Origin of the sequence: Cellulomonas xylanilytica (genome assembly GCF_007989805.1) — a bacterium.
In the GTDB taxonomy this organism is placed as follows: domain Bacteria; phylum Actinomycetota; class Actinomycetes; order Actinomycetales; family Cellulomonadaceae; genus Cellulomonas; species Cellulomonas xylanilytica.
The window spans coordinates 503,118-516,758 of sequence record NZ_BJUB01000002.1 but is presented as its reverse complement, the minus strand read 5'-3'; the positions used below and the strand labels follow the sequence as shown (position 1 = coordinate 516,758).

14 protein-coding genes are annotated in these 13,641 nt (G+C 71.3%); 5 read left to right on the top strand and 9 right to left on the bottom strand.

Going from position 1 to position 13,641, the window contains the following annotated elements:
• Window positions 1-88: 88 nt before the first annotated feature.
• Together CXY01_RS05300 and CXY01_RS05295 are read right to left on the bottom strand one after the other, a co-directional pair.
• On the bottom strand, window positions 89-835 hold the full coding sequence (locus tag CXY01_RS05300) for a hypothetical protein (protein ID WP_146926012.1): 747 nt from the start codon (window positions 833-835) through the stop codon (window positions 89-91).
• Window positions 835-1,509, bottom strand: coding sequence for an ABC transporter ATP-binding protein (locus CXY01_RS05295; RefSeq protein ID WP_146926010.1), 675 nt, complete (start codon window positions 1,507-1,509; stop codon window positions 835-837). The genes CXY01_RS05300 and CXY01_RS05295 overlap by 1 nt, the downstream gene beginning before the upstream one ends.
• 63 nt (window positions 1,510-1,572) lie before the next feature.
• Here CXY01_RS05295 and CXY01_RS05290 point away from each other — a divergent pair, with 63 nt between their 5' ends.
• The 3 genes from CXY01_RS05290 to CXY01_RS05280 all read left to right on the top strand — a co-directional run bounded on the left by CXY01_RS05290 (window position 1,573) and on the right by CXY01_RS05280 (window position 3,932).
• Window positions 1,573-2,082, top strand: a complete 510-nt coding sequence (locus tag CXY01_RS05290; RefSeq protein WP_146926009.1) for a SecDF P1 head subdomain-containing protein — start codon at window positions 1,573-1,575, stop codon at window positions 2,080-2,082.
• 138 nt (window positions 2,083-2,220) lie between these two features.
• A complete protein-coding gene (locus CXY01_RS05285) occupies window positions 2,221-2,562 on the top strand; it encodes a YciI family protein (RefSeq protein ID WP_146926007.1) in 342 nt (113 codons plus the stop codon).
• A gap of 167 nt (window positions 2,563-2,729) precedes the next feature.
• Entirely contained in the window at window positions 2,730-3,932 is a 1,203-nt protein-coding gene (locus CXY01_RS05280; RefSeq protein WP_146926006.1) for an FAD-dependent monooxygenase, read from the top strand.
• Window positions 3,933-4,090: 158 nt separating this feature from the next.
• Here CXY01_RS05280 and CXY01_RS05275 read toward each other — a convergent pair whose 3' ends face one another.
• Window positions 4,091-4,633, bottom strand: coding sequence for a dihydrofolate reductase family protein (locus CXY01_RS05275; RefSeq protein ID WP_146926005.1), 543 nt, complete (start codon window positions 4,631-4,633; stop codon window positions 4,091-4,093).
• 111 nt (window positions 4,634-4,744) lie between these two features.
• On the opposite strand from CXY01_RS05275, the gene CXY01_RS05270 reads away from it, so the two are divergent.
• Complete coding sequence (locus CXY01_RS05270; RefSeq protein ID WP_146926003.1) at window positions 4,745-5,371, top strand: TetR/AcrR family transcriptional regulator; 627 nt, start codon at window positions 4,745-4,747, stop codon at window positions 5,369-5,371.
• Between the two features lie 71 nt (window positions 5,372-5,442).
• Here the strand turns inward: CXY01_RS05270 and CXY01_RS05265 are convergent, their stop codons facing one another.
• The 6 genes from CXY01_RS05265 to CXY01_RS05240 form a co-directional block, all read right to left on the bottom strand.
• Window positions 5,443-6,042: a dihydrofolate reductase family protein gene (locus tag CXY01_RS05265; protein WP_146926002.1), complete on the bottom strand. Its 600-nt coding sequence runs from the start codon at window positions 6,040-6,042 to the stop codon at window positions 5,443-5,445.
• Between the two features lie 278 nt (window positions 6,043-6,320).
• Window positions 6,321-7,922, bottom strand: coding sequence for a gluconokinase (locus CXY01_RS05260; RefSeq protein WP_146926001.1), 1,602 nt, complete (start codon window positions 7,920-7,922; stop codon window positions 6,321-6,323).
• Window positions 7,919-9,010: an L-idonate 5-dehydrogenase gene (locus tag CXY01_RS05255; protein ID WP_146925999.1), complete on the bottom strand. Its 1,092-nt coding sequence runs from the start codon at window positions 9,008-9,010 to the stop codon at window positions 7,919-7,921. Before CXY01_RS05255 ends, CXY01_RS05260 begins: the two co-directional genes overlap by 4 nt.
• A 13-nt stretch (window positions 9,011-9,023) precedes the next feature.
• Window positions 9,024-9,791 carry an SDR family oxidoreductase gene (locus CXY01_RS05250; protein WP_146925998.1) on the bottom strand — a complete coding sequence of 256 codons (768 nt, stop codon included), beginning with the start codon at window positions 9,789-9,791 and terminating at the stop codon, window positions 9,024-9,026.
• A gap of 3 nt (window positions 9,792-9,794) precedes the next feature.
• On the bottom strand, window positions 9,795-11,174 hold the full coding sequence (locus CXY01_RS05245; RefSeq protein ID WP_146925997.1) for a GntP family permease: 1,380 nt from the start codon (window positions 11,172-11,174) through the stop codon (window positions 9,795-9,797).
• 194 nt (window positions 11,175-11,368) lie between these two features.
• Window positions 11,369-11,767: an MmcQ/YjbR family DNA-binding protein gene (locus CXY01_RS05240; protein WP_146925995.1), complete on the bottom strand. Its 399-nt coding sequence runs from the start codon at window positions 11,765-11,767 to the stop codon at window positions 11,369-11,371.
• Window positions 11,768-12,527: 760 nt separating this feature from the next.
• Here CXY01_RS05240 and CXY01_RS05235 point away from each other — a divergent pair.
• Entirely contained in the window at window positions 12,528-13,517 is a 990-nt protein-coding gene (locus CXY01_RS05235; RefSeq protein WP_146925994.1) for a hypothetical protein, read from the top strand.
• Window positions 13,518-13,641 lie beyond the last annotated feature (124 nt).

Below are 13,641 nucleotides of genomic sequence, written 5' to 3'. Positions count from 1 at the left end.
CCCGATGGCCGTCAAGGGACGCCGAGCTGCCGATCCGGGACGTCCGTGCTGCCCGACGACCGGCCGGTCCCGGAGACGAGCCGTTGGCTCAGCCGCGATCCCCGCTCACTGGTCGGGTGACCCCGCGTCCCGCGGCGACGACGGGTTCGACCGTCGCGTCGACGTACACGACGTGCCGGCGGCGGCGCAGCCGGAACGCGGTGATCGCGAGGGCGACGACGGCCATGCCGACGCCGTAGAGCGCCCAGTGCGCGATCGCGGCGTCGACGTCCCCGACGCCGTCGACGGCGTGGCCGACCAACTCCCGGGTGGACCACAGGGGGAGCGCCTCGGCGACGGCCTTGGTGGGGTCGATGATCATCTGCAGGCCGACGATCGTGATGAGGACGAGCATGCCCTCGAGCTCGCGCGGGACGATCGCGCCGACGAGCAGCCCCAGGGACGCGGCGATCGTCCCGGACGCGACGAGGGCGAGGACGGCGGACCAGGGGTTCACGGTCTCCTGGTCGAGCGCGACGAGCACGGCGTACAGGCCGGCGACGACGGCGCCCAGCCCCACGGTGGACGTCAGCCTGCCCAGGTAGAGCCCGACGCTGCCGTGCCCGGCGAGCCGCAGCCGTGGCTCGAGCGGGCGGACGCTGTTCGTGGCGAACAGCGCCACGGTGCTGACCGCCCAGGCGAGGCCGAGGCTCGCGAACCGGACGGCCTGCCCCTGGAAGTCGTCGCGGCGGGCGGCGTAGAAGACGAGCGGGACGAGGACGAGCAGCAGGACGACGGTGCGACGGCCGAGCAGGTCGCGGATGGTCATCTCGGCGGTGACGGCGAGGCCCCGCATCAGTCGACCTCCGTCCTCGACAGGTCGAGCACGTCGTGGACCCGGTTCAGCTCGTGCAGCAGGTGGGTGACGACGACGACCGCGCGGCCCTCGTCGCACCACTGGTCGACGAGACCCCAGAAGTCCAGGTAGCTGCCGTGGTCGAAGCCCTGGTAGGGCTCGTCGAGCAGCACGACGCCCGGGTCGGAGAGCATCGTCGTCGTCACGTTGAGCTTCTGTCGCGTGCCGCCGGAGAGATGGCGGACCTGCTGCCGGCGGGGGATCGACCAGTCGAGGGCCGCGGCGACCCGGCTGCCCTCGGCCACCGCGGCCCGGCGGGACAGCCCTCGTCCGCGGCCGAACCAGGCGAGGTGGTCCTCGGAGGTGAGGAACCCGTCGAGCCCCATCTCCTGCGGGCAGTACCCGAGGCGTCCGTGCACGCGGACCGTGCCGCGGTCGGGCGAGACGAGACCGGCGCAGATCTTCAGGAGGGTCGACTTGCCGCAGCCGTTCGCTCCCACGACGGCCAGGGACCGCCCTGCAGGGACGTGGAACGAGACATCCGTCAGGACGCGGCGGCGCCCGTACGACTTGGTCACGGACCGGACCTCGAGGCCGCCGACCTGCGGCGAGGCGATCGTCGGCGATGACGCCGGTGCGGGGACGGAGCGGGAGACGGCGTCGTCGGCAGCCATGTCGCGACTCTAGCCGGGCTCTTTCCGGCTCCTTGGGGGAACTCGTCGACCTACTGTGACCGGATGCACGCCGCCCGTTCGTTCGCCCACCTCGCTGTCCTGGTGTCCGTCGCGGCCGTTGCCGCCGGCTGCGCGGCAGACGACGCTGGCGAGGGACCGGGCGGCGCGACGGCACCGCCGCTGGAGCTGCGTCTCGTGACCTCCTCCGACACCGGGCCCTGCAGCGCTCCACCTCTCACGACAGACGGCCCCGGGTCGGCCTGCGACATCGGGGGCGCGACGACCTACGAGCTGGGTGAGACGCTTGGTGTGGTGACTCCGACCTCGGTCACGCGTGAGGGCCAGGCTGGGGAGGCCGTCGCCGTCGAGTTCGACGAGGCGGACACGAAGACGCTCGAGGACGTGAGTGGCCAGGCGATCGGCGGTCAGTTGGCGCTCCTCCTCGATGGCAAGGTCCTGTCTGCCCCCACCGTCCACGCTGCCATCACCACGAGCCCGATCACCTTCGGCTTCGGGTCGGCAGCCGACGCAGACAGGGTCGCGGCGCTGCTCGGAACATCGGCCACGCCCTGACCGCGGGCCCTCGAGGTCGTGCTCCTCGGCAGCCACGTGCCTTGCACGCGCAGCGCGCACCTGTCGATTCCGGCGAGGCTCGTCCGTCACAGTCGTGACAGGGCCACACGGTGCGGCCCGCACAACAGGAGGAGCGACATGACGCAGTACGCCATCTACTTCCACCAGCAGTGGGTCGGGGACCACCCGGCCGAGTGGTTCCAGACCCGCGTGGCGCCCAGCACGGCAGTCGTCCGCGACATGGAGGAAGCCGGGGTCCTGGTGTTCGCCGGCGGGCTCGAGGAGGACATGGCCGACGCGTTCAGCGCCGACGCGACGAGCGGGACCATCTCGATCACCGACGGGCCCTACACGGAGACCGCCGAGTACCTGGGCGGGATCACCATCATCGACGTGCCCGACCGGGAGACGGCCGAGATGTGGGCGGGCAGGGTCGCCGAGGGGTGCGGCTGGCCCCAGGAGGTCCGGGTCGTCAGGTAGGCGTCCGCGGCCGGGTGGTCGATCTGAGGGGTGTCCGCCGGCCTCAGCCGCCCCGCTCGCAGGTGTCCTGTGCCGTCATCTTCTGATCGGCCGAGAGTGTCGCCGCGGGCGCATCCGACGTCAACCCGACTTGACAACCGGCTGGGTGTCAACCCAGGTTGACACGCATGACACTGCTACCCCGCGAGGCCGTCCACGAGGTGATCGTGGTGGGCGCAGGACCGGTCGGCCTGCTGCTCGCCGCGGAGCTCGCAGCGACGGGAGCACGCCCTGTCGTCCTGGAGCGCTCGACCCGCCCGACCGAGACGCCCAAGGCGAACGGCGTCGTCGGCCGCGCGGCGGTGGAGCTGCGCCGCCGTGGCCTGCTTCGAGGAACCAGGCTGCGCGTGGTCCGGCCGCCGCGGTACGGCTACGGCCCGTTCACTCTCGACCTCGGTCTCCTGCGCAGCCCCGTGCACGTGCTGCCCGTTCCGCAGCGCCGGCTCGAAGAGCTGCTCGAACGCCGCGCCGTCGCCCGCGGCGCCACCATCCTTCGCGGACATGAGCTCACCGAGATCGAGCAGGACGACTCGCACGTCACGGCGCGCGCGTCGACCGCAGGGTCCGAGGTCGAGCTGCGTGCGCGCTACCTCGTCGGGTGCGACGGAGCTCGCAGCTCTGTCCGCACGATGCTCGGTATCGCCTTCCCGGGGCTGACGGACGCGTCGATCTCCCGGCTGGCCCAGCTCACCATCGCGCCCGACGTAGCCGTCCACGACCGTCACGGCATCGACATCCGTGGCATCGGACGGCTCGCGCTGTTCCGGCCGAACGTCACCGCGCGCGGCTCGATCACGATCACGCCCGCGCGCGCCCTCGACCGCTCCGCCCCGGTGGACCTCTTCCACGTCAGCACGCACGAACCGCGAGCCGGAGCGGCGCCCACCGACGAGCTCAGCAGCGACGAGCTCCGGGCCAGCCTCCGCCGGGTCCTCGGCGCCGACCTGCCGTTCACGGCCGCGCACGCCGCGCGCAGCACCGTCGCCCACAGCCGTCAGGCCGAGCGCTACCGGTCCGGCCGCGTCCTTCTCGCCGGGGACGCCGCACACGTCTTCAACGCCGGTGGTTCCGCTCTCAACGTCGGCCTGGCGGACGCGATCGCGCTCGCCGAGCGACTCGCCCTCGCGCTCGGCTCATCTGCCGACCTCGACCCGCTCGACGGCTACGAGGCCGAGCGGCACCCGGCTGCCAGGCGCGCCATCGCCGTCACCCGCGTCCAGCACGCGCTCGAGGCAGCCGACGAGACCGGCGACGCGCTGCGCGCCCTGTTCGAGGTCCTCTTGCGCGACCGAGCGGCCGCGCGCCGCATCGCGACGCTGCTGGAGGGCTGAGCCGACGGCACGGTCGCGAGCTCGTCTGGCGAGACCGGTCGTTGCGTGGGCCGGCGTGGTGCTGCGCCTGGAGGACGGGTCCGCTCAGCCGCCGGAGTCCACGGTGACGGTCGTCGTCACCGCCTGACGCACCGGCGCACCACGCGTGAGCCGTGCGGTCAGCGGAGGACTCGATAGCGAAGATGGGCTTCACCCGAGAACCCCGACGTCTCGACGCGTTCGAGGTCGACGCGCTGCCCTAGGCCGGCGAACAAGGGGATGCCGTCGCCGAGAAGCAGCGGCACGACATGGAGGTGGATCTCGTCAACGAGCCCGAGTCGCAGGCACTGCCGGGAGATGCTGCCACCTAGGAGGCTGACCCATTTGTCGCCCGCCGCCTTCTTCGCGGCCGCGACGGCGAGCGCGATGTCGTCGACAACGAAGGTGTAGGTCGTCCCGTTCTTGACGATCGGCTCGTTCTCCGAGCGTGTCATGAGATACACCGGGACCCCCAGCGTCCCCCCGTAGGGCTCTTCGCCGTCGTCGATGGTCTGGCTCTTGTTGGCACCGCCGACGACGGCGCCGATGCGATCCATCACCGTCGTCACGACGGCTTCGTCCTCAGCGACCGTGGGAACGTCGGACATCCAGTCGACGCCTCCGCCGACGTCGGCCATGTACCCGTCCAGGGTCACCGTCGCGTGAATGAACACGGTCGCCATCTCGTCGCTCCTGCCATTGTCGAATGGTGAGTCGGTTGGCTCACCTCTTCCCCAGAGTGACATCACCCCTGAGGTGAGTCAAGGGACTCACCTTCGTGGCAGACTGCAGCAATGACCTCCGGGCTCTCCGACTACCACCGTCAGGTACGGGCGCGGAACCGGGAGGCGATCCTGGACGCCGCCGCCGACCTCTTCCTCGAGGCAGGGTTCGACGGGACCTCGTTGGCGCGAGTCGCCGAGAGCGCCGGCGTCTCCAAGGCGACGCTGTTCAAGCAGTTCCCGACGAAGTCGCAGCTCTTCGAGGCGACGGTGCTCGAAGCCGCCGGGATCCCCGACGCCGAGCTCGGCGAGCTGCCCTCCGAGGACTTCCGAGCGGGGCTGGTCCACCTCGGGCGCGCCTACGCCGACCTGCTCGCTCGCCCCCGAGTCGCGGGGCTGATGCGGACGATCATCGCGGAGCTCCCTCGCTTTCCTGAGCTGCAGGAGCGCACGTTCGACTTCGGCACGCTGTCCGTGCTGAGGGCGCTGCGGTGCTACCTGCTCGAGGCGGACGCGGCGGGCGTCGCCGACATCGACGATCTCGAGGTGGCGGCGACACAGTTCCTCGGACTGATCGCCTCCGCCGTGTTCTGGCCCGGGCTCGTGCACGGCTCCTGGTCCATCACCGAGGAGGAACGGCTACGGGCGATCGATGAGGCGGCCAGGACGATCGCTGCCCGGTACTCGGCGAGCGACTGATCGACCGCCCCCCTCATCGAGATGCCCGGCGCGGGGCGCTTCGGCCGGACACGGACAGGTTGCTCGTCGTCTCACTCGGTCGTCGAGACTCTCGCCGGCTCGTACTCGAGGAGCAGCACGCCGGTCGTCGTCGGGGTGCAGTCGACGAGGCGCAATGCTCTCGGGGCGTCGAGCTCGCGGAACAGGCGCTTTCCGGTGCCGAGCAGGAGCGGGTGCAGGAAGAGGCTGAACCCGTCGACCAGGTCGAGTGCCATGAGGTCCTGCGCGAGGACGCCGCTGCCGAGCACGGCGATCGTGCCGTCGCCCTGCTCCTTCAGCGACTGGACGGCCGGCCCGAGCGGACCGTCGAGTACCTGGGCTCCGGCCCACGTGAGGTCTCTCGCGGTCTGGGTCGCGACGAACTTCGGCGTCGCGTTCAGGTGAGCCGCCATCGGGTTCTCGTCCGGCTGGAAGGGCCAGAACGCGGCCATCTTCTCGTAGGTCCGACGCCCGAACAGGTAGGCGTCGGTCGAGGCGAGACCCTCGACGGCGGCCTGCATCAGGACCTGGTCGCCGTAGGGTCCGGCCCACCCGCCGTGCTCGAACCCGCCGTCGCGGTCCTCGTCGGGGGATCCCAGACCCTGCATGACCCCGTCGAGGGTAAGGAACTCGATGAGCTTCAGCGTGCGCATGGTGTTCGCCTTCCGGTGTGATGGCCTCTTTCACCCTCTGTACGAACGGCTGACGGCCCGATCGACAGCGGCCCCGCAGAGATTCGGACGGACAGGAGCAGCGACGCCGCGCTTTCTCTGCCACCAGCAGCGCGATCGCGCCGCGACCTCGCCCATCAAAGAGCCGCCCCCTCCGGAGGGGTGACAGCAGCGGTCGTTGCGCGACGGCGAGGTTGCGCCCGGCGCCCGGCTCGAGCTCGTCGAACAGGTCGTGGCGTCCCGGCGTGGGGCACTCAGGTTCAGGCGGGTGGGTCGTCGAGGTCGGCGGGCAGCGACGGCGCCAGCCGGCGCAGCGAGGTGAAGGCTGGCACGAGGGCGTCGTAGAGCTCGGTGAAGACCGGCAGCAGCGTGGTGTAGACCGCAGCGGCCGCGGGGCGGGGCCGCACGACCTCCTCGATCTCGATCATGTCCGCGACGACGTCGATGGACGGGATGAGACCGAGCGCCTCCATCCCGAGCAGGGCTGCGCCGAAGCTGGACCCCTCGTGCCCCTCGGCGAAGGCGACGTCCATGTCGAGGGTGTCGGCGAGCATCTGGCGCCAGAACGGACTGCGCATGACGCCGCCCGTCGCACGGATCTCGGTGACCTCCAGGCCCGCGGCGCGCATCGAGCCGAGCACCAGCGCCAGCTGCAGGCAGACGCCCTCGATCGCCGCCCGGACGAGGTGCTCGCGCCGGTGCGCGCGCGTCAGCCCGACGTACGCGCCGCGGGGGAGTGAGCTCCAGTGCGGCGCCCGCTCGCTGAGCAGGTAAGGGAGCATGAGCAGCCCGCCGGACCCCGGCGCCGCGCGTGCGGCGAGCGCCAGCAGCTCGGGCTCGGGCGGGTCGGTGAGCTCGGGCGCGAGGGCGTCGTGCGCCCATCCCAGGACCAGCCCGCCGTTGTTGATGGCGCCTCCGACGACCCACCGGGTGGCTGTCAGGGCGTAGCAGAAAACGCCGCCGAGGGGGTCGACCGCCGGCCGCTCGACGGCGACCCGGAGCGCTCCGCTGGTGCCGATGGAGCACGCTGCCACGCCGGGCCGGACGGCGCCGACCCCGAGATTGGCCAGCGGTCCGTCCGCGCCCCCGACGACGACCGGCGTGCTCTCCGGCAGGCCGATCGCAGCGGCTGCGTCGGCTGTCAGCCCGGGCAGGACCGTGGTGGTGGAGACGATCTCGGGCAGCTGGTCGGCGGTGATGCCGGCGAGGGTGAGCGCCTCGTCGTCCCAGGCGAGCGTCGCCATGGTCATCAGGCCGGTCGCGGAGGCGATCGAGTGGTCGGTCACCAGGGCACCGCACATGCGCAGGAGCACGAACTCCTTGATGCCGACCCAGAAGCCGACGCCCTCGCACAGCTTCGGCTCCTGCTCCCGGAACCAGATGAGCTTGGGCAGCGGCGACATGGGGTGGAGCGGGGTCCCGGTGCGGCGGTGCAAGGCGAGGCCTCCCGGAGAGGCGCGGAGCCGTTCTGCCTGCGCACGGGACCGGGTGTCGGCCCACGTGACGACCTCGGTGAGCGGGTCGCCGGTGGGGGACAGCCCGATGACGCTGTGCATCGCCGCGCTGAACGACAGGCCTGCGACCCGTGCGGCGCCGACCTCCGCGACCACGGTGCGCACCGCCTCCAGCACCGCGTCCAGGATGCGCAAGGAGTCCTGGACGGCGTGGCCGGGGTGGGGCTCCTCGAGCGGGTAGCCGGCGGAGTGTGAGGCGACCGGCGTCCCGTCGGTGGCGAAGGCGACGGCCTTGGTGCTCGTGGTGCCCAGGTCGACGCCGATGACGACCATCCCGGGCGCCGCAGCCGCGTGCTGGTCCGCGCTCCTGCCGACCTGGCGCTGGCCGTCCTCGATCGTTCCGCTCATGCCGTGCCCTCCGTCCGTCGCTGCTCCGCGACGGGCGCGGACCCCTGGTCACCCCGGTGGTCGCCCACGAGCTCGCCGTCGTGCCAGAGCCGGACCAGGACCTTGCCGGACGCCTCGGAGTCCTGCGCGGTGCGGAACGCCTGCTCGGCCTGGTCCGCCGGCAGCTCGTGGGTGATGACCGCCTCCAGACCCACATCATCCGTCAGCATCCGGATCGCCTCGTCGATCTCGTCGTGGAACCGGAACGTCCCGCGCAGCTGGAGCTCGCGCGAGACGAGCGCGGCGAGGTTCACCGGTCGCGGCTCGTCCGGCACCATGCCCACCTGGACGACCACGCCGCGCCGTCGTGCACCGCGCAGCGCCGGCCCGATCGCGGCCGGGACCCCGGAGCACTCCAGCACGACGTCGAACACCCCGTCCGGAAGGGCCTCGGCGCCCACCTGGACGGTGGCGTCCGCACCGACTCCCACCGCCCGGGACAGCGGGCCGGCGAGCACGTCGGCCGCCACGATCTCGGCGGCCCCGCGCCGCCGGGCGGCCGCGACCGCGAGCAGGCCGATCGGTCCGCACCCCGACACGAGCACCCGAGCGCCGGCGACGTCGCCCGCGACCGTCATGGCGTGCAGCGCGACGGCGAGAGGCTCCGCCAGGGCGGCCCGCCGCAGCGGCAGGTCCGCGGGGAGCGGACGCACCATGTCCTGCCGCACGACGAGGTACTCGCTCATCCCGCCCTGGGTGTGTGGCCAGGTCGCCGCGCTGCCCAGGTAGGAGCCGCCGGGCCACAGGTGCGGAGAGGCTTCCAGGCCGGCCTGAGGGAGCCCGAACCGCGCCGGGTGCACCACCACCGGGGTACCGACCGCAAGGTCACCGCGCGGGTCGAGGTCGACCGTGCCGGAGACCTCGTGGCCGGGCACCAGGGGTTCCCGCAGCACGTACTCCGCGTTCGCGCCGTGCGCCCAGTAGTGCAGGTCCGATCCGCAGATGCCGCCGTAGGCCATCCGCAGGCGGACCTCACCGGGACCGGGCTCGGGCGTCGGCAGCTCGGCGTCGACGAGGTCGAGCGTCCCCCTGATGACCAGTGCCCTCATGTCGACCTCCTGGTCAGACGACAGCCGTCATGCCGCCGTCGACGAAGATGTTCTGCCCCGAGACGAAGCTCGACGCGTCGGAGCACAGGTAGAGCAGGGTCCCGACCAGCTCCTCGGCCCGGCCCCAGCGGCGCGCCGGGGTGCGCTGCACGACCCACGCGTCGAACGCCTCGTCCTCGACGAGCGCCCGGTTCATCTCGGTGGCGAAGTAGCCCGGTGAGATGGCGTTGACCTGCACCCCCGAGGACGCGAGGTCTGCGGCCATGCCCTTGGTCAGCATGACCAGCCCGCCCTTGCTGGCGGCATAGGGGGCGATGGTCTGCCGGGCGAGCTGGGACTGCACCGACGCGATGTTGACGATCTTCCCCGAGCCGCGCTCGGCCATGCCGCGGGCGATGGTGCGTGAGACGTAGAACGCGCTCGACAGGTTGCCCGCGACGACGTCGTCCCAGTCGCGCACGGTGAAGTCGACGAACGTCGCCCGGCGCTGGATGCCGGCGTTGTTGACCAGGATGTCCGGCACCCCGTGCTCCGCGACCAGCTCGGACAGCGCGGCGTCCACCGCGGCGGGGTCGGTCACGTCGAAGGCGACGGTCGCCGGGGCCGTGCCGGTGCTGGCAGCGAGCTCGGCCTGCGCCGCGGCGAGCGCGTCCGGGTCCCGTCCGTGCAGGACGACGCGTGCTCCGGCATCGGCGAGGCCGGTCGCCAAGGATTGGCCCAGGCCGCGTGAGGACCCGGTCACCAGGGCCAGCCGACCGCTGACGTCGAAGGGATCGCGCACGGTCTAGACGATCACGAAGATGACCGAGATGAGCACGAAGGCGAGCACGCTCTCCAGGGCCTGCTGGACCGTCCAGGTCTTCAGGGTCGTCTTCACGTCCATCCCCATCAGTCGGCCGACGAGCCAGAAGCCGGAGTCGTTGACGTGGCCCGCGAACACCGAGCCGGCCGCCGTAGCGAGGACGATGCAGGCGATCTGCAACGCGCTGAAGTCCCCGGCGGCGACGGCGGGTGCCATCAGGCCGGCGGCCGTGACGAGGGCGACGGTGGCCGAGCCCTGTGCCAGGCGCAGCACCACTGCGATGAGGTACGCCGCCGCGATGACGGGCAGCCCGATGTCCTCCAGCGACGTGGCGAGGGCGTCGCCGATGCCCGATGCCCGCAGGACGCCGCCGAACATGCCGCCGGCGCCCGTGATGAGGATCACCGAGGCCACCGGGCCGAGCGAGGAGTCGAGGACCTTCTCGAGCGCAGTGCCGGTCTCGCCGCGCCGCGTGCCGAGCACGACCGCGGCGACCAGCACCGAGATCAGCAGCGCGATGCCGGACGTGCCGACGAGAGTGAGCCCCTGCACCCAGAGCGCGGAACCGTCGACGGCTCCCGCCGCCTCCGCCGCGTCGAGGCCGGTGTTCATGAAGATGAGGACCAGCGGGAGCAGGAGGACCAGGATCACCGTGCGGACCGACGGAGGATTGCTCGGCTGGTCCTGGTCGACCTCGCCGAACAACGCAGGGACCGGGAGCGGGTACTTCTTCCCCACCCGCTTCCCCCACAGGTAGCCGGACAGGTACCAGACCGGCAGCGCGATGGCGAGGCCGATGAGGAGCACCAGACCGAGGTTGGCGTCGTACAGCTCCGTCGCTGCGACGGGGCCGGGGTGCGGCGGCAGGAACACGTGCATGACGGAGAACGCGGCCGCGGCCGGGATGCCGTACAGCAGCACGTTGTTCCCGCCCAGCCGCCGAGCCACCGCGAAGATGATCGGCAGCATCACGACGAGCCCGGCGTCGAAGAAGATCGGGAACCCGAGCATCAGGGATGCCACGCCGAGCGCGAACGCAGCCCGATCCTCACCGAAGACGGAGACGAGCTTCTCAGCGAGCACCCGCGCGCCGCCGCTGTGCTCGATCAGCTTGCCGAGCATCGCGCCCAGCCCGATGAGCAGCGCAACCGGTCCGAGCGTGTTGCCGAAGCTCGTGACCAGCGTCGGCACGATCTGGTCCAGCGGTATCCCTGTCGCGAGCGCCGTGAGCAGCGACACGATGATCAGGGTCAGGAACGCGTGCAGCTTGAACCTGATGACCAGCACGAGGATCAGGGCGATCGCGGCGGCGGCGATGCCGAGCAGCGGACCGGCGCCCAGCGTCTGGGTGAAGTCTTCCATCGGAGCTCCAAGTCAGATTGAAGCTGGTGCTTCTGACGAGCTGCTGGCCCTGCTCGCCGAGCCTCGCACACTTCTTGTCGCCTGACATTCCGGGCAGGGAGCGTCGGCTGCCCCTGCGCACCGCTGCCGGTGAGGACCCCGTCGGCGGGCAGCCGGCCAACCCGGTGAGTTCCCACTGGGACGGGGCCGGCGGTTCATCCACCTCCCTTCAGCCGGAACGCGAGGCGGCGGGGCGCCTGCACGCGATAGCTGTCCGTCACCAGCTCGGCAACTTCGACCCAGTCCGTCTCGTCGTCCAGCACCATTCCCACGACATTCACACCCCAGTCGGCCCGGAAGAACGGAGGGCCGGCATGCGCCAGCGCGGCCAACTCTCCGGGCGGCGCCCGGAAGGTCATCAGGATGGCCGGATGGTCCAGATCGATGTACGCCGACCGCCTCTCGTCGGTGGTGTAGACGTGCAGGAACGTACGCCGGCGAATCCGCCACCGCAGGCCGATCCACGCCGGCTCCTCGTACGCCTCGGGCAGTTCCCCGCAGATCACCCGGAGCCGGCCCACAACGGCGGGTGGAACGTCCGCAATGTCGCTCATCTGCACCTCCCGCGCCCATCCTGCCCGCCGACTAGGACCAGTAGGACTTCCCGTCGCGCACAGGCAGACACCACCCGTGTAGGAACTCCTCGGAGTTGTCCGAGCGGTCTGGCCCTGACCTGCGAACGGACAAGTACGTGCGACGACCGCGGTCTCACTTAGTTGTCCGAATCCTCAGCCGGGATGAACTTCGCCCACTTGGCGCGCTGGCATGGCCGCGAAGACATCGCGCATCTTCTCGCGAGTCGTACTTGGGTAGCGATTGCCGATGGTCGTGACGCGAAAGCCGAGGAGCATCGGACATCTTGGACTTCCTCTCGCGTGGTTTGTACCGGTGCGGGGAGGTCCGCAGGTGACGGGGGGCGCAGGCGTGCACGGGATGACGGGTGCGGCGGAACGCGTCCAACCTGGGCGATCTCGCCGGGCGCCGTCTGTAGACGCCCCGGCTGTGGGTTTCGTCGACCTAGGGGTTGCAGGGACCCCGTCCCGTCCGACCCCGTTCCGCCCGACGCCCGTTGCCGGTCTGACCGTCGGCAGTGCGAGCGACCCCACAGAGGCCCGCGCGGACCGTCGTGCCGAGACCGCGCTCGCGCGGCTCCAACGCGCCGCGGGCCAACGGGCGGCGCGGGGCGCCGCTGGGGTCGCCGAGTCGATCGTCGGACCTCCGCTCGCGCGTCTTCGCCGGTCGCCGGCGGCGGTGGATCGGCCGGCGGTGGGGCTACCGGTGACGTCGGCCTGCGCGCCCGCGGGGTTCGCCCGCGTGATCCGCCGGACGCCGGAGATCCTCTTCCCCAAGAGCGGCCAGCGGATTCAGCCTCCCGACTACACCGTGCGGACGAGACCCGACCCCGACACGAACAACGTGCGCGTGAACGTGAACACGCTCGGCCCGCAGTTCGAGCAGGCGCGCCAGGCCGACGGGAGCTGGTGGTTCGACTGGTCGGGGTTCGGGCTCGGCCCGCACACGATCCAGGCGGAGGCGTGGAACGCGGCCGGCGCGCGCACGCTGACCAAGCCCGTCAGCGTCGTCGCCGACCCGCACACCCAGATCGATCCGGCAGGGGTCACCGTGGGGGCGCCTGCCTACGTCAACAACCGCCTCGAGGTCGCGGTCACGTACACCCTCCCGGGGGGAATCGTCCGGCCGGCCACGTTCCATGTGAGCCACGGCAGGCACCTGGTCAGCGAGTATTTCGATGCGGCCGACAGCGTCTACCAGCCCGAGCTCACGACGTTGGTCGACTCCGACCGGGCGACGTTCGCCCTCGCCTTCGGACAGTACGCGCAGCTGATGGTCCAGGCGCTGACGAACCAGGGCCTCCCTCTGACTCCGTCGAACCCGGAGTTCGAGCTCGTCACACCGTCGGGTATCGCGTTCCACTCGGATGCGAACGTCTTCGGACAGATCCACTGCTTCCCGACGAGCCGTGCGGGGGGCATCACCCGGACGTACGGGCCGAACGACTACGCGCACTTCAAGAACCTGACGCGACTGTGCGCGTACGTCTACAACCCCGCCGCGGATGACGTGACGCAGACGGCGATCAACCGAGCAACCGCCTCGGTCCTGTTCCTCACCGCGAACGGTTGGCTCCTGGACCGGATCCGGGCGCGGTATCCGGCCGTCGCCATGTATGCCGACGTCCTCGCCGCCGCGACCGCTGCGCTGCAAGCAGACCGGGCGGCCAAGTCGGCCGCCGCAAAGGCAGCAGCAGCCGCCGCCAAGGCGAAGGCGGTCGTGATCGTGTAGGTACGGACCCGCGCACTTCGGCGCCTAGCGTGTCTCCCAAGTTGTGCTGGGTTCGGCGTTGATGCCCTCCGGCGGCAGCCGGACACCTCTCCTCCTGTAGGAACTCATGCCAGTTGTCCGGCTC